We start from the raw sequence: 20866 nt of genomic DNA on the forward strand, positions 1-20866 counted from the left end.
TCAGAGGAACCACACGGCCTGGTACTGGTGCCAGCTCCGGGCGTGCTCGCCGGACGTGACCTGGACGCCGGCGAGCAGGTCGGCCCGGTCGAGTCCGAGCCGGTCGAGGTCGTCGCCGTCCAGCAGGACGTCGACGCCGTCGTCGAGGAGGTGCTGCAGCGCCGCGGTCGGGTCGGCGGCCGGGCCCTCGCCCTGCAGGGCGACGAGCACCGCCTCCCCACGCAGCAGCAGGTCGAGGTCGCCGAGCTGGGCGTTGAGGACGCGGGCCAGGTAGAAGCAGTCCACGTAGGCGCGCTCGGTGGAGCCGCGGTAGGGCTGCTCGACCACGCCGAGCACGGCGACGGGGGTGCGGGCCATCTCAGGTCAGCCCCACGAAGACGGTCTTGGCCGACTCCCGCACGTGCGAGCCGAAGCTCAGTGCCGGGCGCAGCCGCACCGCATCGATGTGGTCGAGGGCGCCGCGCTCGGTGCTGCAGAAGCGGCAGGACGACCACTGCAGCGTCGGCCGCTCGGCGAGCAGCTGCTCGATCCGGCCCCGGGCGGTGGCGTGCTCCCGCGTCCGGTCCAGGGGGTTGGGTTCCTTGACCGGGCCCGTGCTGCGCTGGGTGAGCAGCGTGGCGTAGCCGCAGGTCCAGACCTGGACGCGGGCGTCCCGGCGGGTGGCCGCGTCGACCCAGCGCAGCACCGTGCTCGTGGCGTCGCTGTCGTACGGCGCACCCATCACCGCCACCAGCAGGTCCCAGTCGGCCGGGCGGTCCGGTGCGCTCACCGCCACACCGTCCGGAGCGCGGGGTCCAGGAGCAGCGCGGCGACCTCGTCGTCGGTGGCGCCGCAGGGTCCGCCCGCGGTGCCCGCCGGCAGCCGCCCGGCGAGGTTGCGCCGTTCGGCGGCGTGCGAGTCCACGAGCACCGTCACGCCGGCGGCCACCGCACCCGGGACGCCGCCCAGGCCCAGGACCGCCTCGGCGCAGACGTCGTCGGTGGCGATGACGGTGACCGCCGCGCCGGTGCGGCGCAGCGCGGTGGCATCCGCCCAGAGGTCGCCGGTGTGCGGCGCCGGCGGACGGCTGGCCACCAGCAGCCACCCGGCGGGGGCGGCTGCCTCAGGCACCCCGCACCTCGCGGTCGGCGCCGGACCGGGCGCCCAGGTGCTCGCCCAGGAAGTCGGTGACGGTCGCCCGGTACCCGTCCGGGTCGGCGCGCAGGCCGTGCACGTGCAGCGCCCGCGGCACGGTCCAGGACCGTGCGCCGGGCAGGACCTCGGCCAGGGCGGCGACCTCGGCGCCGGGCAGGATGCGGTCCCGCCCGCCACCGATCAGCAGCAGCGGGCAGCCGGGAGCGGCGCGCGGCGGCCAGCCGCGGACGGCCAGCACGGCCATCCCGGCGGCGCGGGCGGTGGCGACGAACGCGCGTTCACCGGCTGAGCCGGACCCCAGCCGGGGGAGGGTGAGCGCCTTGAGGCGGGCGAGCCGGGCGAAGGCGCCGCCGATGTCGGCGACCGGCCCGCTCTCGCACACCACGGCGTCGATGGCCATCCGGTGGCGGCGGGTCGCGTACACCGCCGGCCAGGTGGAGAAGGAGAACGCGAGGACCCCGACGCGTCCGGGGACCCGCGGGTCGGCGCGCACCGCGGCCACCGCGTCCTGCAGGTCGCGGGTGTACCGCTCGGCCATGTTCCAGGTCCGCCAGGTGCCGCCGCTGGCACCGTGGTTGCGCAGGTCGTAGGCCAGCACGGAGTGCCCCGCGTCGTGCAGCAGGCGCAGGTGCGGCAGCACCGCCTGGCGGGACCGGCCCATGCCGTGGGACAGCACCACCGCGGTGGGGCCGCTGCCGGGCACGAACCACCCGCTGGCCTGCAGCCCGTCGCGGTGGGTCTGCCACGTCCAGTCCTCGTAGCGGAGGCCGTGGTCGGCCGGGGTGGCGGTGCCGGACTCCCGCGGCGGGTGGTAGACCCGCCAGGCCAGGGCGAGACCGGCGGCCAGGCCGTAGCCGGTCGAGGCGGCGCCCTGCCCCAGCCGGCCCGCGAGCCGGGCCGGGGTGCCCCGCGGGGGACCGCTCACGTGGTCAGCCCCTCGCCGCCGTCGACCGCGACGACGTTCCCGGTGACCCACCCGCTGCTGCTGGCGGCCAGCGTCAGGGCTGCCTCGGCGACGTCCTCGGGGGTGGTCAGCCGGCCGTGGGGGTTGGCCGCGCGGGCGACGTCGACGAGCCGCGCGCTGCCCGGGATCCGCTCCAGGGAGGGGGTCAGCGTCACGCCGGCGCGCAGCGCGTTGACGCTGATCCGGGAGGGGGCCAGCTCGACCGCGAGCTGCCGGCAGTGCGCCAGCAGCGCCGACTTGGCCGCCGACACCGCGCCGTAGGACGGCGCGACCCGGGAGTCACCGGCGCTGGTCATGGCCAGGACGTGCGATCCGGGCAGCAGCACGCCGGCCGCCAGCAGGTCGCGGACCCACCAGACCAGGCTGTGCGCCATCACCTCCAGCGTCATCGTCATCTGCTTGGGCGACAGCAACGCCGCGTCGTCCGCGCCGTCCGGTCCGGGCACGTAGGGCAGCAGCGAGCCGAAGGCGAGGGAGTGCAGCACCAGCCCCACCCCGCTGCCCGCGCAGCGCTCGCGCAGCTCGGCCACGGCGAGCTCACGGGTGGCCGCCCCGGCCGCGTTGCCGTTGACGAAGTGCACCGAGACGCCGTGCCCCTCGAGCTCGGCGACCTGCGCGGCGATGTCGTCCTGCCGGCTGGCGGTGTCCAGGTGCACCCCGAACACGTGCATGCCCTCGGCCGCTGCGCGCAGCGCCACGGCCCGGCCCATCCCGCTGGAGGCACCGAGCACCACGGCCCACTGCCCGGCCCGCACCCCGGTCGCCGGTGCGACCGCGGTCGCCGCCTCCCGTCCGTTGAGCAGTGCTGTCATCGGTCCGTCTCCCTGTCGTCGTGCGGCCGCACCAGGACGGCGGCGAGATGGCCCATGGCCCCGGCCACGAGGACGATCCGGGGCGCCCCGTCGAGGACGGCCGCCGCGACCGCCGCCGCCGGTGCGAGACCGCCGGCGGTGACCGCGGTGAGGCGCACCGGGACGCCCAGGTGGTCGGCGAGCCCGGCGTCGGCGATCAGCGCGTGGGCCTGCGGGACGGCGTGCAGATCGACGGCCACGGGGGCCGGCCCGGCGACGCGGACGTGCTCCTGGACGAGCGAGGACACGTCGTCGAGGAGTGTGTCCGGTCGCCACGAGCCGCGGCGCACGGTGACGTCGGCCAGGCCGGGGACCGTGGTCCCGGCGGGCGCGTCCACCACGGAGAAGGCGACCGCCCCGGCCGCCTCTCCCTCCAGCGGTGGCTGCCCGGCCGCGGGCGGCACCTCCACCGAGACGACGACCGCACGCGCGCACCTCCCCAGCCGCAGCGCGGAGGCGGCGGCCGCGAGGGCGTCCAGCCCGGCGGTCGTGGGCGTGGTGAAGGTGGTCGCCCCGCCCCGCGCCTCGAGGTCCGAGGCGAGCCGCCCGGCCATCAGGTTCACCGAGAAGTACGGCGCGGCCGCGGGGCTCAGCTCGTCGGAGCTGCTCTGCCGGATGGTCGCGTCGAGAGGTGCGTGCACCCGGGACGCCGACGAGGCGGTGCCCAGCCACAGGGTGCGCTGCTCGGGGGGCAGCGCCGGGTCCGCGCCGACGGCGGCGTCCCGGCCGGCGGCGATGGCGAGCTGGCTGGGCAGCGGCAGGTACCGGTACCCCCGGCGGCCGAGGCGCTCGGTGACGTCGAACCAGTCCTGGTCGCGGACCGGGCCGACGCCGGCCGGCGCGCCGTCGACGCTGAGCGCCGCGGGCAGGCACTGGCCGACCCGGGTGACGGTGACGGCGGCGGTCACGGGGCACCCGCGAGCACGAGGGTCGCGTTGTTGCCGCCGAAGGCGTACGCGTTGACCACGACGGCGCCGGCGGCGGGCGTCGGTGACCGGTCGACGCGCACCCGGGACTCGGGGTCGAGGTCACCGACGTCGACGTTGGCGGGCACCTCGCCGTGCCGCGCGATCTCCACCGCGGCGACCGCGGCCAGCGCTCCGGCTGCGCCACCGGTGTGGCCGACCAGCGCCTTGAGGCTGTAGAGCGGGACGGGCCGGCCGTCGAACGCCGTCCGCAGGACGTCGGCCTCGACCGCGTCGTTGAGCTGGGTACCGGTCCCGTGCGGCAGCACGGCACCCACGTCGGCGGGCTGGACCCCGGCGCTCTCCAGCGCCTCGCGCAGCGAGCGGGCGGCCTGCTCCCCGGCGGGGTCCGGTGCGGTCGGGTGGCCGGCGTCGCAGCTGGTGGCGACCGCGAGCAGCTCGGCCAGCACCGGCGCGCCGCGGCGGCGGGCGTCCGCGGTGCGCTCGAGCACCAGCGCTGCGGCCGCCTCGCCGAAGACGGTGCCGGCGCGCTTCTCGGCGAACGGGCGGCAGCCCAGCGGGTCGACCGCCCCCATCCGGTTGAAGCAGCCCAGCGCCACCCGGGAGTAGGACTCGGCGCCCAGCACGAGGACCGCGTCGCACTCCCCGTCGAGGAGCATGTCCGCCGCCAGGGCGATGGCGTAGGCGCTGGCCGCGCAGGCGTTGCTGACGCTGACCGCCGGCCCGCGGGCACCGATGGCGTGGGCGACCTCGGCCGCGACGCCGAACAGCGGCTGGTCCGCGCTGGCCGAGGTGGGCGCGCCCTCCCGGCGCCGCTCGTGCTCGCCGGACTCGCCCATCCCCGTCCCGACCACCACGCCGACCCGGCGGGGGTCGACCGGCTCGGCGTCCGGACCCGCCGCGGCCAGGGCCTCGCGGGCGGCGGTGGCGGCCAGCGCCGCCGTCCGGCCGGCGGTGCCCGGCCCGGTGGCCGAGGGCAGGGCAGCGACCTCGGCGTCCACCGCGTGCAGGATCCGCACCGGCATGTGCGCGAACTCGTCGCCGACCTGCCGCACGGTGGGGAGCCCGAGGCCCATGGCCGCCCACATCGCGTCCACGTCCGCGCCGGCCGAGCTCACCGCACCGGTGCCGGTGACGGAGATCCCGAGGCTCACCGCGCGCCGACCGCGGTGAGCATGCGCTCGTCGAACGCGACGAGGGACCAGTCGCCGCGGCCGTCGATGTGGGCGTAGCCGTGGGTGATGCGGCCGGTGGCGACCTGCACCAGCTCCTCGCCCCGGACGACGTAGCAGTCCATCCGGGCGTCGTAGGTCGCGGTCTTGAACACGTGGTCGACCTCCAGCACGGTGACCAGGTCCTCTTCCATGAGCGCCTCGCCCAGCATCGTGATCGACGAGTGCGGCACGACCGGGATCCAGTCCTGCTCGTCGAGCAGGGTGCGGATGCTGACGCCCCGCTCGGCGAGGAACAGGTCGACGACCTCCTCCATCTGGCGCAGCAGGCCCGACATCTGCAGCCGCACGGTGGCGTGGCAGTAGAAGTAGGGGATCCGCCAGCGCCAGGCGATGGCCGGCCCAGTGCCGGTGCGCAGCTCCGCCGGCACGTCCTGGGTGACGGCACCGCGGCCGGTCTCCAGCGCCAGCGCGCCGAGCGGGACCCGCCGGCTGTCGTCGCCGACCCGGGCGACGGCGTGCGCGGCCAGCTCCGCGGGGACCGGCTGGGGCGCGCTGCCGTGCCGGTCGTCGATCCGCAGCTGCACGCTCACCCGGGAGGACACGGCCTTCACCGCGCCGCCGGGGCGGTCGGCCTCGATGGCCACCCGCAGCCGCATCGCGCCGTCCCGCTCGGGCCTCGCCGTGACCGTGGCCCGGACCTCGTCGTCGTAGTGCAGGGCGTGCAGGATCCGGGTGTCGATGGCGGTCAGCTCCACCCCGAGGCCGTACTGCTCGAACAGCGTCCGGGCGGCCCAGCCGCGCTGCCGGAGGTGGTCGAGCACGGCTTCCTCGACGAGGTAGTTGACGTGCTTGAAGCCGGTCCAGGTGCAGATGTTGGTGCCTTCGAACCGGGGGCGCAGCGTGGTGCTGGTGGCCGGGGCGGCGGTCGGCTGGACGTCGGTGACAGCGGTCATGCGGGAACTCCTTCGGGAACGGGGCGGGAGGGGGCCGGTGGCTGGTGGACGGCTGCGGCGACGACCCGGGCGAGCAGCGGGGCGTCGTCGAGCATCGGGAAGTGGCCGCTGGTGGCGGCCTCGACGAGTCGGGCGTCGGGGAGTGCGGCCCGCAGGGCGTGCGCGTCGGACAGCAGGGCGGCGGCGTCGTGCACCCCGTGCACCACGTGCACCGGCTGCAGCAGTCCGCCGAGGTCGAGGGTCGGGGTGGCGAGGTAGGCCTCGAAGAAGCGGGTCCAGGCGTAGGGGCCGACCCGGGCCCGGACCACCACGGCGATGTCCATCAGCAGGTCGTCGGCCATCGAGCGCCGGGACGCGGCCCGCACGCCCTCGGCGAGGATCTCGTGGAAGTCGACGAGGTAGTGGGTGATGGTCGACCAGTCGAAGTCCGCCGTGCTGCTGCGGTAGAACGGCGAGACGAGCACCACCCCGGCGGGCTGCGGGCCGGACCCGGCCGCGAGCTGGGCGAGCAGCAGGGTCGCCGCGAACGAGTGCGCGACCAGGACGTCCCCGTCGCGGTGGCTCCCGGCGAGGGCGGCGGCCGCATCGCCCGGCCGGTGCGCCCACCGGCCGTCGGCGGCGGCGTGCCAGGGCAGCTCGGGCGCCGTGACGCACCACTCCGCCGGCAGCTGCCCGCGCAGCTGCTGCCACATGCGGGGCGACCCGGCCAGGCCGTGCAGCAGCACGACCCGGGCCGTCACGGCAGCACCGCCCAGTCGCCTTCGCCGGGCCCGCCTCCGCAGGTGACCGCGGACCCGGTCTCCCGCGCCCGGGCCGCGGCCCGGGCGATCACCAGCAGCCCGTGCACGGCGGCGAGCTCGTGGCCGGGCAGCGGCGTCTCGTCGCCCGGCGCCCCGCCCGGACTCCGGACCGGGACCGCCGGGGCGTCCCGCGCGGTCAGCAGCACCGCCACCGCGCCGTCGACCAGCGGTGCGGCGGCTCCCCGCAGCTGCTGCTCGTGGGGCGAGGGCGCCTCCACCGCGACGACCAGCACGCTGCTGCTGCGTCCGGCGGAAAGCAGGGACATGCCCCAGCGCAGCGCCGCCCAGCCGCTGGCGTGCCCGTTGCACACGGTGAGGACGACGCCCTGCAGCTTCCGGCGGATGCTGATCTCGGTCGCCACCACGTTGCTGCTGGCGTTGGGCAGGGCCAGCGGGCTCAGCGAGGAGACCCCGGCCCGGTCGATCAGCTCGGCGTTCTCGCAGACTGCGGAGAGGTTGCCGTAGCAGCTGGCGACCAGCAGGCCGATGTCACTGCGCGGCACCGTGCGGTCCACGGCCGCGGCGTCCAGGGCCTGCGCGGCCGCGGCCACGCCCAGCAGCGTCGCGCGGTCCTTGTAGCGGGTGCCCTTGCGACCCAGCACCGCCACCGGGTCGAAGTCCGTCGGCTCTCCCGGGTGCAGGAGCTGGTCGGCGTGCGCGATGCCGTGGGCCGGCAGGACGGCACCCACGGAGACGATGCGGGCACTGCCCCAGGGGCCCGTCAGGAGGGCGGCCGGCGGGGTGGCGGACAGGGGGTTCCCGGACAGGGGGTCGCCGGAGCGGGCGGGGGCCGGCTGCAGGGTGGTCATCGGGTGTCCGCCCGCTGCAGCATGGCGACCGCGTTGAGGCCGCCGAAACCGAAGGCGTTGACCTGCACGACGGAGTGCCCGGGCAGCTGCCGGGGCAGGGCGGAGACGCCGAGCCCGCGGGCGGCCTGGTGCACGGCACGGAGGCCGCTGATGCCCGGGACCCGCCCGTGCTGCAGGCCCAGCACGGCCATCACCAGGCTGAACAGCCCGGATCCGCCCGAGGTGTGGCCGGTCGCGCCCTTGACCGCGGCGATCGCCGGCCCGCAGTCGCCGTTGCCGAACACCAGGGCCAGGGCCTGGGCCTCGGCCTGGTCGTTGAGCACCGTGCCGGTGCCGTGCGCGTAGACGACGTCGACGTCCACGGCGTCGACCCCGCTGGCCTCGTGCCCCGCGCGGATGGTGCGTTCGATGCCCAGCGGGTCGGGAGCGGTGACGTGGAAGGCGTCGCAGCCCAGGGCCACCGCCGACAGCCGGGCCAGCGCGGGGCGTCGGCGGGACAGCACGACCGCGGCCGCGCCCTCGCCGAGCACGACGCCCTTGCGGTCGCTGTCGAAGGGGCGCACCCGGTCCGGCGGGTCGGCGTGCACCCGGTCCAGCAGGCCGACCATGCTCGCCGTCAGCACGTCCACCCCGGCCACGACCACGTCGGGGGCGCCGCCCTCGACGAGGTCCGCTCCCAGGGCCAGTGCGTACAGGGAGGCCGAGCAGGCGTTGGAGAAGGTGTGCACGTCCCGGGCGCCGAGCTCGTCGCCGAGCACCCCGCCGAAGTGCAGCCGGTCGGGGTCGACGGTCGTGCGCGCGGCCCAGGCCAGCTCCGCGGTCCGTTGCTCCCGCAGGCCGGTGCCGACCAGCACGGGCACGTCGGTGAGGTCGTCCAGCCCGGCCTGCTCGGCGGCCTGGCGGACCGCGGTGACGAGCAGGTCGCCGGCCCGACCGGGCCGGTCGGTCCGGTCGGGGCGGTCGTCGACCTCGTAGGCGGACGTGACGTTGTACCGGTCCGGGTCGAAGACCCGCAGCGGCGCGAGGCCCGTCCGGCCGTGCAGCAGGGCGTCGAAGCAGGCGTCCGGGGAGCCGCCGATGCTGGTGACGCTGCCCAGGCCGCAGATCGCGGTGCCGACGGGCGGGGCCGGGGTCACGCCGGGACCTCGTCGGCGACCCGGCCGAGCACCAGGACGGCGTTGTTGCCGCCGAAGGCCAGGCCGTTGTTCTGCACCACGGACAGGTCCGCGTCGACGCTGACGTTGGGCACGCAGTCGACCGGGCAGTCGAGGTCGGTGTCGCGGTGGTTGATCGTCGGTGGGATGAACTGGTGTCGGAGCGCCAGCGCGCTGGCGGCCGCGCCCAGTGCGCTCGCCGCACCCATCGAGTGACCGAGCATGGACTTGATCGAGATGGTGCGGGGGAGTGCCTGGCCGAAGACGGCGGACAGCGCGCCGACCTCGGTGACGTCGTTGGCCCGGGTGCCGGTCCCGTGGGCGGAGACCAGGTCCACCTCGTGCGGGGCGACGCCGGCGGCATCGAGCGCGACGGAGATGCAGCGGGCGATGCCCGGACCGTCGGGGGCGACGGCATGGGTGGCGTCGCAGGCCAGTCCGTAGCCGAGCACCTCCGCGTAGATCCGTGCCCCCCGGGCCAGCGCGACGTCCATCGGCTCGAGCACGAGGATCCCGGCTCCCTCGCCGGTCAGGATGCCCTCGCGGTGGGCGTCGAAGGGCCGGCAGACGTCCGGGGCGATCGTGCCCAGCCGGTAGAAGCCGGTGAACGTCTTGCGGCACAGCGCGTCGGCGCCACCGGCCAGCGCGACGTCGGCCTCGCCGGACCGGACGGCGTCGTAGCCGTAGCCGATGGCGTAGTTGCCGGCGGCGCAGGCGGTGGCCAGGGTCAGCACGTCGGCCCGCTCGGCGCCGAACTCCCGGGCGATCGCCGCCGACATGCGCAGCGGCTGCACCCGGTCGACGACGGCCGGGTCCATCGCCTCCGGCCCGTCGGCGCACTGCTGCGCGGTCAGGTCGTCGAGGTCCCGGCTCTCCCCGTCGGTCGTGCCCACCGCGATGGTCACCCGCTGGGCGGCGATGTCGGCCGGGGAGAGGCCGGCGTCGTCGACCGCGAGCCGGGCGGCGTCCACCGCGAACTGGGCCGAGCGGCCGCGGTCGGTCGCCGGAGCCGTGCGGTTGGGCACCTCGCAGCCGTTGGCGTAGTCGAACCCCTCGGTGTCGAAGGCGGAGATCGGCCGCGCCGCCGAGGTGCCGGCGCGGAGGCCCGCCAGGAACTCGTCGACGCCCAGCCCGATCGCGCTGACGATCCCGAGGCCGGTGACGGCGACGCGCCGCCGTCCGTCAGGACGTTCCCGCACGGGGGGCACGGTTCAGCGCCCCTGCGCGGCGAGTGCGGCGGAGACGACGGCGTAGATGCCCTCGAGGTTCACCATCTTGGCGAGCTCGGCCTGGTCGAGGGTGATGCCGTACATCCGCTCCAGGCTGGCCAGGATCTCGATGGCGCGGAGGGAGTCGGCGTCGTGGTCCTCCTTGAACAGGCTGACGCGGGTCACCTCGTCCGGCTCCACCTCGAGGATGTCGCAGACGGTCTCCTTGATCTCGTTCTCGATGTCCGTGGTCACGGGGGGCATGACTTCTCCTCGGGTCGCGGCGTGCCAGGGGCCCCGGTCGAGCGCGGCTGTGCGGCGCTCGCGTCGATCGACCAGTGGGGCGTCGGGCCGGGATGGACCAGGCCGACGCCCACGACCCTGGACGGGCACCGTCCGGAACGGAACCGCTGTGGCAGCTCCCTGCCAGGCCGTTCACCTGGCCGACACCGACGTGGCAGCAAGCTGCAGGAGAGGGGCGAGGAGGCGCGCACCGGTCCGCACCGCCCGGGTCCGGCGCGCGGGTCGGGCACGTCGTCGACGTCGCCGAGGACTACAGCGCATGCCGCTGGACGCGGTGACGGTCTACGAGCCGTACGAGCGGGTCGTGCTCAGCGTCGGTCTGCTGGAGCACCAGGACCACTACCCGCTCGAGCTGTCCGGTGGCCAGCAAGCGATGGAGCCGCGCCTGATGCTCTTCGACCAGCCCACGTCGGCGCTCGACCCCGAACTAGCGCGCGGGCAGGACCTGGCCGGTCACCTCGCCGAAGCCGATCCGGCTGTCGTCGGGGCCGGGCGCGGTCGCGCTGATCGTCACGACGTCGCCGTCCTCGAGGAAGGTGCGGGTCGACCCGTCCGCGAGGGTGAGCGGCTCCGCACCGCCCCAGCACAGCTCGATGAGCGAGCCGCGCTCGCGCGCGCCGGGGCCGGACACGGTGCCCGAGGCGAACAGGTCGCCGGTGCGCAGCGACGCCCCGTTCACCGTCAGGTGCGCGAGCTGCTGGGCCGCCGTCCAGTACATCTCGCGGAACGGCGGTGAGCTGACCAGCTCCCCGTTCAGCCGCACCTCCAGCGTGATGTCCAGCCCCCACGGGTGGTCGTCGTCCCGCAGGTAGGGCAGCGGCTGCGGGTCCCGCGCCGGCGGGGCCACCCGGGCGGGCTCCAGCGCGGCCAGCGGCACCACCCACGGCGACACCGAGGTGAGGAACGACTTGCCGAGGAAGGGCCCCAGCGGCACGTACTCCCAGGCCTGCAGGTCGCGGGCGGACCAGTCGTTGACCAGGCACACGCCGAAGACGTGCTCGGCGAAGTCGGCCAGCGGCACGGCGGTGCCCAGCGGCGAGCCGACGCCGACGAGGAAGCCGACCTCCGCCTCGATGTCCAGCCGCTGCGAGGCACCCAGCACCGGGTCGGCGTCGGCCGGCTTCCGCTGCCCGCACGGCCGGACCACGGGCGTGCCCGAGACGGCGACGGTGCCCGCCCGCCCGTGGTAGCCGATCGGCAGGTGCTCCCAGTTCGGCGGCAGCGGCGGCGATCCGGGGCGGAACATCCGGCCGAGGGCCTCCGCGTGGTGCCGGGAGCTGTAGAAGTCGACGTAGTCGGCCACCTCGACGGGCAGCTGCAGCGTGACGTCGGCGCGGGGGAGCAGGTGCGGCTCGACCGTCGCCCGGTGCGCGGGGTCGCCCAGCCGCTCCTGCAGCTGCCGCCGCACCGCCGCCCACGCCGACGGACCCCGCGCCATGAAGGCGTTGAGGCTGCCGGTCGCGTGCACGTCGTCGCCGGTGGCCGCGGCCAGGTCGAGCACCTGATCGCCGACGGCGACCCCCGTGCGGGGGGCGGTGCCCGGGGTGGAGAAGACGCCGTACGGGAGGTTGTCCAGGCCGAAGCCGCTGTCGGCAGCAACGGGCAGCCAGCTCACGCGGGCACCGGCGCCGTCAGCAGCCCCAGCGCGACCAGGTCGGTGACCGGTTCCAGCACGCTGCAGGTGCCGAACGAGGTGAACGCCGCCCGGGCCCGCGCGACCCGGTCCGCCGGCCAGCCGAGCACCGCGGCCGCCAGCGCGAGGCCGTCGTCGCGGCGGAGCCAGGAGGCGGCGGCCGGCGCGGGCTCCCCGGCCAGCAGCGCGTCCACGGCGACCAGCACGTTGAGGAAGCCGTGGTGCTCGAAGCCGGTGGCCGGGTCGGTGTGCCGGACGGCGGCGTGCAGCCCGGCGGTGCACTTGACCGCGACCTGCCGGTCCAGGCAGGCGTGCAGCGTCGACGCCAGCTCCGCGGCGGAGGGGAACAGCTCGGCGCGCAGCCCGCCGGTGCGCAGCTTGGCTCGGGCGCCGGTGCCGGCCAGCACGTCGAGGACGGCGTCCCGCGCGGCGGTGCGCGGCAGCTCCACGGCCGCCGTCACCCCGCCGGGGAGCGCGGCGCCCAGCACCCCCACGGCTTCCGCCGCCGCCGCGTCGTCCAGCACGCCGGGCACCTCGACCGCGACGAGCGCGAGCCGCGGCTCGGCCACGACCCGGTCGACGGCGGCCGCCAGCTCGGGAGCCGGGGCGATCACCGAGACCGGCAGGGCGTCCCCGTCGTCCAAGCAGCCGGCCAGCTCGGCCAGCCGGCTCGCGGGGACGACGAACGGCCCGACCAGCGCGCCGAACCGGACCACCAGGTCGCGGTGGGCCGGCACGGCGACGGCCATCGGCGCGTCCCCGGGCGGGAACAGCGCGGCGTCGTCGAAGAACCCGTCGAACAGCGCGCTCATGCCGACGGCCCGCGGCCGGACCAGGACCACGCGTACCGGCCGTCGTCGGCCGCCGTCCCGCCCTCGCCGAGGGACAGCGGCCGGAAGGTGTCGACCATGACGGCGAGCTCGTCGAAGCGCTCGGCGCCCAGCGACGCCTCGATCGCGCTGGGCTGCGGCCCGTGCGAGTGGCCGCCGGGGTGCAGGGAGACCGATCCCTTGCCGATGCCGGAGCCCTTGCGTGCCTCGTAGTCGCCGTCGACGTAGAACATGACCTCGTCGGAGTCGACGTTGGAGTGGTAGTAGGGCACCGGCACGGCGAGCGGGTGGTAGTCGACCTTGCGGGGCACGAAGTTGCAGATGACGAAGCCGCCGCCCTCGAACACCTGGTGCACCGGCGGGGGCTGGTGCACCCGGCCGGTGATCGGCTCGAAGTCGCCGACGTTGAACACGTACGGGTAGAGGCAGCCGTCCCAGCCGACCACGTCGAACGGGTGCTCCGGCGTCACGTGCACGGTGCCGGCCAGCCCGCCGGGGCCGTCGCCGCGGTGCTTGACGTACACCTCGACGTCGGTGCCCTCGGCCAGCAGCGGCTCGGCGGGGGAGCGCAGGTCGCGCTCGCAGTAGGGGGCGTGCTCGAGGAACTGCCCGTACCGGGACAGGTACCGGTGCGGCGGCGTGATGTGCGAGTTGGCCTCGACGGCATAGGTGCGCAGCGGCTCGGCGCCGGTGGGCACCCAGCGGTGGGTGGTGGCCCGCGGCACGACCACGTAGTCGCCGGGGCCGACGTCCAGCGCGCCGAAGACGGTCTCCACGGTGGCGGTGCCGCGCTCGACGAACACGCACTCGTCGCCGGTCGCGTTGCGGTAGTACGGGCTGGTCAGCGAGGAGATGGCGTAGGAGATCCGGACGTCGGCGTTGCCCAGCACCAGCCGTCGTCCGGTGACCGGGTCGGCCCCCTCGTGCTCCTCGCCGGGGAACAGCGCGTGCAGCCGGAGGTGCCGGGGCAGCAGCGGCGCGTTCGGCGACAGCGTCTGGTCGGGCAGCTCCCAGGGCCGGGCGTCGACCAGCGCCGAGGGGATGCCGCGGTGGTACAGCAGCGCGGAGTCGGCGGAGAAGCCCTCCTCGCCCATCAGCTCCTCGGCGTACAGGCCGCCGTCCGGACGACGGTGTTGGGTGTGCCGCTTGGGCGGGACGCTGCCCACCTGTCGGTAGAACGCCATCGCGATCGCCTCCTGGAGGGGCCGCCGCTCTGCGGACCCCGCACGGCGCGAGCATGGGCGCACCGCGCCCTGCGCGTCCACCGTCCCCACCCCGAAGATGGCCATCTCCGGGGTCCGGGCCCCCCCGAAGATGGCCATCTTCGCCCTGGGTGAGTAGGCGGTCAGTCCGCCGGGGGGCCGTAGAGGCGGCGGGCCAGTGCGACCAGGGCCTCGACCCGCGGTGACGGGCGGACGTCGCGCGGCCAGGCCAGGACGACGGGGCAGACCGGCAGCGGCGGCTCGACCTCCCGCTCGATGATCGGCAGCCCCTCGTAGCTGGCCTTGTTGAGCGGGCGCTGGACGAGGATCGCGTAGGTGTGCCCGCGGGCGACGATCGAGCGGGTCAGCTCGTAGCTCTGGGTGCGGTGCCGGACGTGCGGCACCAGGCCGACCGCGTCGAAGGCCGCCGTCACGTAGTCGGTGCTCGGTGGCTGGTCGAACAGCACCAGTGGCTCGGCGGCCAGGTCCTCCAGGGTGATCGTCGTCCGGCGGGCCAGCGGGTGCCCCTCGCCGACCAGGACGTGCCCGCGGGCCTCGTAGAGCACGACCGTGTCCAGCCCGGTCAGCCCACCCATGTCGTACATGACCGCCAGGTCCAGCCGGCCCTGGTCGAGGGCCTCCCGAAGCACGTCCTGCGGGCCCTCCAGGAAGTCCAGCGTCACCTGCGGGTGGGTGGCCTCCAGGTGGCTGAGCAGCCGGGGGAGCACGGTGGGCGCCAGCGTGACGAAGCAGCCGATCCGCAGCGGCCCGGCCAGCTCCCCGCCACCGCCGCGCGCCAGGTAGGCCAGCTCCGCCGCGTCGTCGAGCAGCCGGCGGGCCTTGTCCAGCACCAGGCGACCGAGCGGGGTGAGGGTCACGCCCTGGGCGCGCCGGCGGACGGTGAGGTCGGCGCCGAGGAGCCGCTCCAGCTCGGTGAGCGACCCGGACAGCGCCGACGGCGACATGTAGAGCCGCTCGGCCGCGGTGGTGATCGTGCCGGCCTCGGCGATCGCCACGAAGTGCGCCAGCTGCCGGAGCGAGAAGTCGCCGGGAGGGGTGTCCGCCAGGTTCACGTCCCGATCCTCGCCCAGCGCCGTCCCCGCCCAACCACGGCTGGACCGCAGTTCCTCCGCGGAAGCCCCTGTTTGACCCCTCCGAGCGGCCGTGACGACACTCACAGCGAGCGCCGCCCCGCAGGTGCGGACGGCGCCCGACGAGAGGACCACCGTGACGAGCACGCTCACCCCGGACACCACCGAGCTCCCCTCCGCGCCGGACCCCACGCTCACCGCCGACGACGTGCTGGCGGCCGCCGAGCGGCTCGTGCCGGTGCTGCGCGAGCGGGCCGCGGAGACCGACCGGGAGCGGCGGATCGCGCCGGAGACCTTCCGGCTGCTGCAGGAAGCCGGGCTCTTCCACGTGCTCAAGCCCAAGGAGTACGGCGGCCTGGAGCTCAGCGAGCACGACCACGCCCGGGTGACGATGACCCTCGCCCGCGGTTGCGCGTCCACGGCGTGGGTGTTCTCCATCCTCAGCTCGGACAACATCGCGATCGTCGCGTTCCCGCAGCAGACGCAGGACGAGATCTGGGGGGCCAACAGCTACGCCACCCTCGCCGGCAACACGAACCTGAACCAGAAGGCGACGGCGGAGCGCGTCAGCGGCGGCTGGCGGCTGACCGGCCGCTGGGGCTTCTGCAGCGGCTCGGACTTCTCCGAGTGGCTGGTGTTCAACGCCCCGGCCGGGGACGACGGCGTCGGGCACATGTTCCTCGTCCCGCGCGAGGACACCACCCGGATCGACGACTGGCACCCCACCGGCCTGCGCGGCACGGGCAGCCGCACGATGGCGGTGGACGGCGTCTTCGTCCCCGACCACCGCGTCCAGTCGACCAAGGACACCGTCGACAAGATCGCCGAGCGCCGCGAGCTGCACCCGACCTTCGACACCATGTACGCGCCGTGGCCCTCGCCGGGCAAGTTCCCGTTCGCAGCGGTCGCCGTCGGCGCCGCCCTGGGCGCGGCCGAGCACTTCGCCGGGACGGCGGCGTCGAGCACCCGGGTCGCCAACGCGCTGGGCGGTGCGGTGCGGCTGGCCGACCAGGACTACGTGGCGACCGAGTTCGCCGAGGCGTCGGGGGAGGCGGAGATGGCCCGGCTGATGGTGGAGGCCGGCAGCGCCGAGGCCGCCGAGCGCGCCCGGCGGCACGAGGTGCCCACCCAGCAGGAGCTGGCCCGCGGGCTGCGGGACAACGCGCTGGTCACCCGGGCGTCACTGCGGTCGGTCTCCCGGGTGTACTCGCTGATCGGGGCCAAGGCCGGCTTCCCCGACCACCCCGTCTCCCGCGCCAAGCGGGACGTCGAGATGGTCTCCCACCACGTCACGCTCAACTGGCGGCAGAACGCCCTCGCCTACATGGCGGCGCACGTCTGAGCAGCGCCGCCCGGGACGTCAGTCCTCGGTGAGCCAGACGGCGGTGTCGGGCGGCAGGGCGACGCTGCCGGCCGAGGAGCGCACGTGCGTGGACGACGCCAGCAGCACCGAGCCGGGGTTGGGCACCAGGACCGTCTCGGTGCCCATGTTGAGCACACAGCGGACGGTCTCGTCGGCCCCGGTGCAGCGCACGGTCAGCACGTCGCCGCTGGTGCTGACGGTGGCCTCCGCCGAGCCCAGCGCCGGGTGCGCCGCCCGGAGCGCCAGCGCGCGCCGGTACAGGGTGAGCATTGAGGCGCCGTCCCGGGTCTGCCGGGAGACCGCGTAGCGGTCCCACTCGGCCGGGATCGGCAGCCACGGGTCGGCGGCGCCGTCGGGGGAGAAGCCGACGCCGTCGGTGTCGTTCCACGGCATCGGCACCCGGCAGCCGTCGCGGCCGGCCCGGGCGCCGCCGCTGCGGTGGAAGATCGGGTCGAGCTTCGCCTCGTCGGGCACGACCGCCTGGGGCAGCCCCAGCTCGTCGCCGGCGTAGAGGTACGGCGACCCCGGCAGCGACAGCACCAGCAGCGCCGCCGCGCGGGCCCGGGCGGTGCCGAGCGCGCCGCCGCCGAACCGGGTGACCTGCCGGTCCTTGTCGTGGTTGCCGAGCACCCAGGAGACCGGCGCGCCGACCGCGCCGAAGGCGTCCAGCGCCGACTGCACGCCGTCGGCGAAGGCGGCGGTGTCCCACGGCGACTTCAGCAGCCGGAAGGAGAACGACTGGTGCATCTCGTCCGGCCGGGAGTACAGGGCGACCTGCTCCAGGTCGGCCAGGCACACCTCGCCGACCAGCATGGTGTCCGGGTACTCGTCGCAGATCGACCGCCAGCGGCGCCACACGTCGTGCACCTCGGGCTGGTTCCAGGTCATCGCCTGCTCCGGGCCGTGCCCGAACAGGGTGGGGGAGTAGGAGCCGGGGTTGTCCCGCAGCCCGGCGTCCTTGAACAGGCCGTAGGCGACGTCCACCCGGAAGCCGCTGACGCCGCGGTCCAGCCAGAACCGCAGCGTCCGGTCGAAGTCCTCGGCGACGGCGGGGTCGCGCCAGTTCAGGTCGGGCTGCGCGGGGGCGAACAGGTGCAGGTACCAGCGGCCGTCCGGCGTCCGGGACCAGGCCGGCCCGCCGAACAGCGACTGCCAGTTGTTCGGCGGCTCCTCCGACGGCGGGGCGAAGTGGTAGCGGCCGGCCTCCGCGCAGTCCGGGTCGGCGAGCGCCGCCCGGAACCAGGGGTGCTGGTCCGAGGAGTGGTTAGGGACGACGTCGAGCACGACCCGCAGCCCGAGGCGGCGGGCGTCGGACACCAGCGCCTCGAGGTCGGCGACGTCGCCGTAGTCGGGGTCGACGGCCCGGTAGTCGACGATGTCGTAGCCGCCGTCCGCCCCGCCCGAGGGGTAGTGCGGGTTGATCCACAGCGCGTCGACGCCGAGCCAGGACAGGTAGGGCAACCGGGAGCGCAGGCCGGCCAGGTCACCGATGCCGTCGCCGTTGCCGTCGGCGAACGAGCGCAGGTAGACCTGGTAGACGACGGCCGAGCGCCACCACTCCGCGGGCGCCTGGCCGGGCGTGACCTGCGGCCTGCTGGAGGTCCGCACCGTTGCGAGCCGAGTTGCCATGTGTCCAGCATCGGCAGTCGGACCGGCGATGGATGTGGCGCGCGTCACTGATGTTCCGCGCAGGACTTGGCAGAACCCGCCAAGCCGGGGTGCCCCAAGGCCCGCGACAGCCCGCAAGCAGATGATTGAGACGATGTGTCGTGGGGCACACCGTCCACGTGAGCACGTACGCCGCCGGATTCGCCCGGCCCGACCGCCGCTCCTGGGCGCAGCCGGCCGAACAGCCCATGTCCTGGCACGCCGTCGAGGCGCACCGCCCGACCGACGAGTTGGACGGGGAGGTGGAGCTGGCCGTCTGCGGGGCCATCGTGCAGGTCTGGGGCTCCCAGCAGTGGGGCCGGCTCAGCGCCGGCCGCTCGGCCTGCGCGGAGTGCCAGCGGCGGACCGCGCCCGCGCTCAGCCAGGCCGGCTGACCCGGTCCGCGATCGCTGGACCGCCCCGGCCGTGGTGGTCCCTCCCCCGGGCACTCAGCAGGCGGTGTGCGGTCGGGCTCCCGCGCAACCGGCGTCGTGGGCGGGCAGCGTCGGTGAGGTCCCCGCCACCGTGGCGTCGCCGGTGAGCAGGACGACGGCGAGCACGACGACGGCCGCGACGAGGGCCGTCACGAGGGCGAGGACGACGAGGCGGTGGGTGGCGGCCCAGGCGGCGCCCGGGACGTGTGCGACGGCGGACATCGGGGGTCCTTCCGGCCGGGTGCGGCCACGGTGAGCAGGGCGGGCGGTGCTGCACCGGGGTCCCGGCGCAGCACCAGGCTCCCCAGCCCGTCGCCCCCGGGACATACGTCCTCGGGCGTATTCCGCCCGGCGGCGTCCCCGGCCTACCGTCGGGTCACCGTCCGGGGGAGGGCCCATGACGACCGGCGAGCTGTACGCCGCGGACGCCGAGGCGCTGGTGCACGTCCTGGAGGACGCCCGGCAGGACGAGCCCGGTCCGGGCCTGCCCTGGGCGCTGCTCGAGGGGCTGCTGCACCTGGTGCCGTGCGACGTCGAGGTCAGCTACCAGCACCACCAGTACTCGGCGTGCCGCACCCTGCTGCTCCAGGGGGTCCAGCCGGGCGGAGCCCGCTGCGGGCCGTTCGGCACCGCGGCGGACCCGGACGACCCCTTCTGGCGGTACTGGTGGCACGGTCCCTGCTCCTGGCCGCAGCGCAGCGGTGACCTGCGGCGCGTCACCCTCGTCCGGGACTTCTTCCCGACCGAGCGGGACTGGCTGGCCGACCCGATGAGCGAGGTGCTCGGCCCCGAGGTGCGCGAGTGCATGCTGGTCTCGCTGCCGGCCGCGCCGGGGGAGGCGCGTCGGATCTGCTTCATGCGGGGGAGGGGGTCGACCTTCTCCGAACGGGAGCGGCAGCTCGCGATGCTCGTGCGGCCGCACCTGCAGGAGATCTGGCTGGACGCCGAGCGCCGCCGGTCCGGCGTCCCGCAGCTGACCGCACGCGAGTGGGAGGTGCTCGCCCTGGCCGCCGACGGGATGCCCTACGCGGCCATCGCCGGCCAGCTGTCCATCTCCGTCGGGACGGTGCGCAAGCACATGGAGCACGTCCGCGAGCGGCTCGGCGTGCACAGCATCGCCGCCGCGGCCGCCCTCGCGATGCCGCACGCCCCGGCCCACCTCCCGGTCAGATCGACTGCGGCGGCTCCGCCGGCTTCTCGGTCGCCCGGGCCGGCCGCCGGCCGGTGATCGCCGACAGCCCGGTGATCTCCCGGCCCACGATCAGCGCCTGCACGTGGTCGGTGCCCTCGAAGGTGTAGATCGCCTCGATGTCAGCGTGGTGCCGGGCGACGTGGTGCTCCAGCAGGATGCCGTCGCCGCCGAACAGGTCGCGGGCGTCGGCCAGGATCGCCCGGGCCTTCTTGCAGTTGTCCATCTTCGCCATCGATGCCATCGCGGCGGTCATCCGACCCTCGTCGGCGAGCTTCGACAGCCGCCAGCTCACCAGCCACATGCCGGTCAGGTTCGCCAGCATCCGGGCCAGCTTGTCCTGCACCAGCTGGTAGCCGGCGATCGGCTGGCCGAACTGCTCCCGCTGCAGGGTGTGCGACAGCGCCAGCTCGTAGGCGGCCTCGGCGATGCCCAGCGCGCGCCAGGCGACGGTGTACCGGGTGCGGTCGAGCACCACGGAGACGTCCTTGAACGAGTGGCAGTTCGCGAGCTTGTTCTCCGCCGGCACCCGCACCTCGTCCAAGGTGATCTCGGCCTGCCACACCGCCCGCAGCGCGGTCTTGCCGGTCATCCGGGTCGCGGTCCAGCCGATCGACCCCTTCGGGACGACGTAGCCGCCGACGTTGCCGTCCTCGCCGCGCGCCCAGATCAGCACCAGGTCGGCGATGGTGCCGTTGCCGATCCACTTCTTCCGGCCGCTGAGCACGTACTCGTCGCCGTCCCGGCGCGCCGAGGTCGACAGCGCGACCGCGTCCGAGCCGTGCTCGGGCTCGGTCAGCCCGAACGCGCCGATCGTCTCCATCCGGGCCATCGCCGGCAGCCAGCGCTCGCGCTGCTCCTCGTCGCCGAGCAGGGCTATCGACTGCATGGCGAGGAAGCTGTGCACGCCGTAGAAGGTGCCCATGCTGCCGTCGGCCCTGGCCCACTCGGCGGCGACCAGGCCGGCGGCCACGGCGCTCATCCCGGCCGAGCCGTAGCCCTGCACGGTGCCCCCGGCGATGCCGAGCGCGGCGATGCCCGGGATCAGCTGGTGCGGGAACTCGGCCCGCTCCCAGTGGTCGCCGATGATCGGGGTGACCTCGCGGGCGCAGAAGTCGCGCACCCGGTCGCGCACCTCGATCTCGGCGGGCTCCAGCAGGTCGTCGAGGGCGTAGAAGTCGGAAGCGGCTCTGCTCACCG

At 75.3% G+C, this 20866-nt stretch carries 23 protein-coding genes; 3 read left to right on the forward strand and 20 right to left on the reverse strand.

The window, feature by feature from the left end; genetic code table 11:
- The 17 genes from HL054_RS03860 to HL054_RS03945 form a co-directional block, all read right to left on the reverse strand.
- A complete protein-coding gene (locus HL054_RS03860) occupies positions 1–357 on the reverse strand; it encodes a DsrE family protein (RefSeq protein ID WP_369137436.1) in 357 nt (118 codons plus the stop codon).
- Position 358: 1 nt separating this feature from the next.
- Entirely contained in the window at positions 359–769 is a 411-nt protein-coding gene (locus HL054_RS03865) for a hypothetical protein (RefSeq protein ID WP_369137437.1), read from the reverse strand.
- Positions 766–1110, reverse strand: coding sequence for a hypothetical protein (locus HL054_RS03870; RefSeq protein WP_369137438.1), 345 nt, complete (start codon positions 1108–1110; stop codon positions 766–768). The genes HL054_RS03865 and HL054_RS03870 overlap by 4 nt, the downstream gene beginning before the upstream one ends.
- Complete coding sequence (locus tag HL054_RS03875; RefSeq protein WP_369137439.1) at positions 1103–2059, reverse strand: alpha/beta hydrolase; 957 nt, start codon at positions 2057–2059, stop codon at positions 1103–1105. Before HL054_RS03875 ends, HL054_RS03870 begins: the two co-directional genes overlap by 8 nt.
- Positions 2056–2910 (reverse strand): SDR family oxidoreductase, encoded by an 855-nt coding sequence (locus HL054_RS03880; RefSeq protein ID WP_369137440.1) that lies wholly within the window; start codon positions 2908–2910, stop codon positions 2056–2058. The genes HL054_RS03875 and HL054_RS03880 overlap by 4 nt, the downstream gene beginning before the upstream one ends.
- Positions 2907–3857 (reverse strand): beta-ketoacyl synthase N-terminal-like domain-containing protein, encoded by a 951-nt coding sequence (locus HL054_RS03885; RefSeq protein ID WP_369137441.1) that lies wholly within the window; start codon positions 3855–3857, stop codon positions 2907–2909. The genes HL054_RS03880 and HL054_RS03885 overlap by 4 nt, the downstream gene beginning before the upstream one ends.
- Positions 3854–5029, reverse strand: coding sequence for a beta-ketoacyl synthase N-terminal-like domain-containing protein (locus HL054_RS03890; RefSeq protein WP_369137442.1), 1176 nt, complete (start codon positions 5027–5029; stop codon positions 3854–3856). The genes HL054_RS03885 and HL054_RS03890 overlap by 4 nt, the downstream gene beginning before the upstream one ends.
- On the reverse strand, positions 5026–6003 hold the full coding sequence (locus HL054_RS03895; protein ID WP_369137444.1) for a hypothetical protein: 978 nt from the start codon (positions 6001–6003) through the stop codon (positions 5026–5028). Before HL054_RS03895 ends, HL054_RS03890 begins: the two co-directional genes overlap by 4 nt.
- A complete protein-coding gene (locus HL054_RS03900; protein ID WP_369137445.1) occupies positions 6000–6743 on the reverse strand; it encodes an alpha/beta fold hydrolase in 744 nt (247 codons plus the stop codon). Before HL054_RS03900 ends, HL054_RS03895 begins: the two co-directional genes overlap by 4 nt.
- Positions 6740–7612, reverse strand: a complete 873-nt coding sequence (locus HL054_RS03905; protein WP_369137446.1) for a beta-ketoacyl synthase N-terminal-like domain-containing protein — start codon at positions 7610–7612, stop codon at positions 6740–6742. Before HL054_RS03905 ends, HL054_RS03900 begins: the two co-directional genes overlap by 4 nt.
- Entirely contained in the window at positions 7609–8748 is a 1140-nt protein-coding gene (locus tag HL054_RS03910) for a beta-ketoacyl synthase N-terminal-like domain-containing protein (RefSeq protein WP_369137447.1), read from the reverse strand. Before HL054_RS03910 ends, HL054_RS03905 begins: the two co-directional genes overlap by 4 nt.
- The gene (locus tag HL054_RS03915) at positions 8745–9965 is read right to left on the reverse strand and encodes a beta-ketoacyl-[acyl-carrier-protein] synthase family protein (RefSeq protein WP_369137449.1); all 1221 of its coding nucleotides are present in this window, start codon (positions 9963–9965) and stop codon (positions 8745–8747) included. The genes HL054_RS03910 and HL054_RS03915 overlap by 4 nt, the downstream gene beginning before the upstream one ends.
- A 12-nt stretch (positions 9966–9977) precedes the next feature.
- Complete coding sequence (locus HL054_RS03920; RefSeq protein ID WP_369137450.1) at positions 9978–10238, reverse strand: acyl carrier protein; 261 nt, start codon at positions 10236–10238, stop codon at positions 9978–9980.
- Positions 10239–10704: 466 nt separating this feature from the next.
- Entirely contained in the window at positions 10705–11892 is a 1188-nt protein-coding gene (fahA, locus tag HL054_RS03930) for a fumarylacetoacetase (protein WP_369137451.1), read from the reverse strand.
- A complete protein-coding gene (locus tag HL054_RS03935; protein WP_369137452.1) occupies positions 11889–12752 on the reverse strand; it encodes a hypothetical protein in 864 nt (287 codons plus the stop codon). Before HL054_RS03935 ends, fahA begins: the two co-directional genes overlap by 4 nt.
- The gene (locus HL054_RS03940) at positions 12719–14062 is read right to left on the reverse strand and encodes a homogentisate 1,2-dioxygenase (RefSeq protein WP_369137453.1); all 1344 of its coding nucleotides are present in this window, start codon (positions 14060–14062) and stop codon (positions 12719–12721) included. Before HL054_RS03940 ends, HL054_RS03935 begins: the two co-directional genes overlap by 34 nt.
- 23 nt (positions 14063–14085) lie before the next feature.
- Positions 14086–15015 carry a LysR family transcriptional regulator gene (locus HL054_RS03945; RefSeq protein WP_369137454.1) on the reverse strand — a complete coding sequence of 310 codons (930 nt, stop codon included), beginning with the start codon at positions 15013–15015 and terminating at the stop codon, positions 14086–14088.
- Between the two features lie 154 nt (positions 15016–15169).
- On the opposite strand from HL054_RS03945, the gene HL054_RS03950 reads away from it, so the two are divergent.
- Positions 15170–16375: an acyl-CoA dehydrogenase family protein gene (locus tag HL054_RS03950; protein ID WP_369137455.1), complete on the forward strand. Its 1206-nt coding sequence runs from the start codon at positions 15170–15172 to the stop codon at positions 16373–16375.
- A gap of 18 nt (positions 16376–16393) precedes the next feature.
- On the opposite strand, the gene HL054_RS03955 is transcribed toward HL054_RS03950, so the two are convergent.
- Entirely contained in the window at positions 16394–18025 is a 1632-nt protein-coding gene (locus tag HL054_RS03955) for a glycoside hydrolase family 13 protein (RefSeq protein ID WP_369137456.1), read from the reverse strand.
- Between the two features lie 158 nt (positions 18026–18183).
- Between HL054_RS03955 and HL054_RS03960 the strand changes: the two genes are divergently transcribed.
- A complete protein-coding gene (locus HL054_RS03960) occupies positions 18184–18438 on the forward strand; it encodes a hypothetical protein (RefSeq protein ID WP_369137457.1) in 255 nt (84 codons plus the stop codon).
- A 54-nt stretch (positions 18439–18492) separates the two neighbouring features.
- Here the strand turns inward: HL054_RS03960 and HL054_RS03965 are convergent, their stop codons facing one another.
- Positions 18493–18699, reverse strand: coding sequence for a hypothetical protein (locus HL054_RS03965; RefSeq protein WP_369137459.1), 207 nt, complete (start codon positions 18697–18699; stop codon positions 18493–18495).
- A gap of 175 nt (positions 18700–18874) precedes the next feature.
- Between HL054_RS03965 and HL054_RS03970 the strand changes: the two genes are divergently transcribed.
- A complete protein-coding gene (locus HL054_RS03970; protein ID WP_369137460.1) occupies positions 18875–19705 on the forward strand; it encodes a helix-turn-helix transcriptional regulator in 831 nt (276 codons plus the stop codon).
- Here HL054_RS03970 and HL054_RS03975 read toward each other — a convergent pair.
- Complete coding sequence (locus HL054_RS03975; protein ID WP_369137461.1) at positions 19644–20864, reverse strand: acyl-CoA dehydrogenase family protein; 1221 nt, start codon at positions 20862–20864, stop codon at positions 19644–19646. The two genes, HL054_RS03970 and HL054_RS03975, sit on opposite strands and share 62 nt — an antisense overlap.
- Between the last annotated feature and the right edge of the window lie 2 nt (positions 20865–20866).

The sequence above is a fragment of the Modestobacter versicolor genome (assembly GCF_041028285.1).
Taxonomy (GTDB): domain Bacteria; phylum Actinomycetota; class Actinomycetes; order Mycobacteriales; family Geodermatophilaceae; genus Modestobacter; species Modestobacter versicolor_A.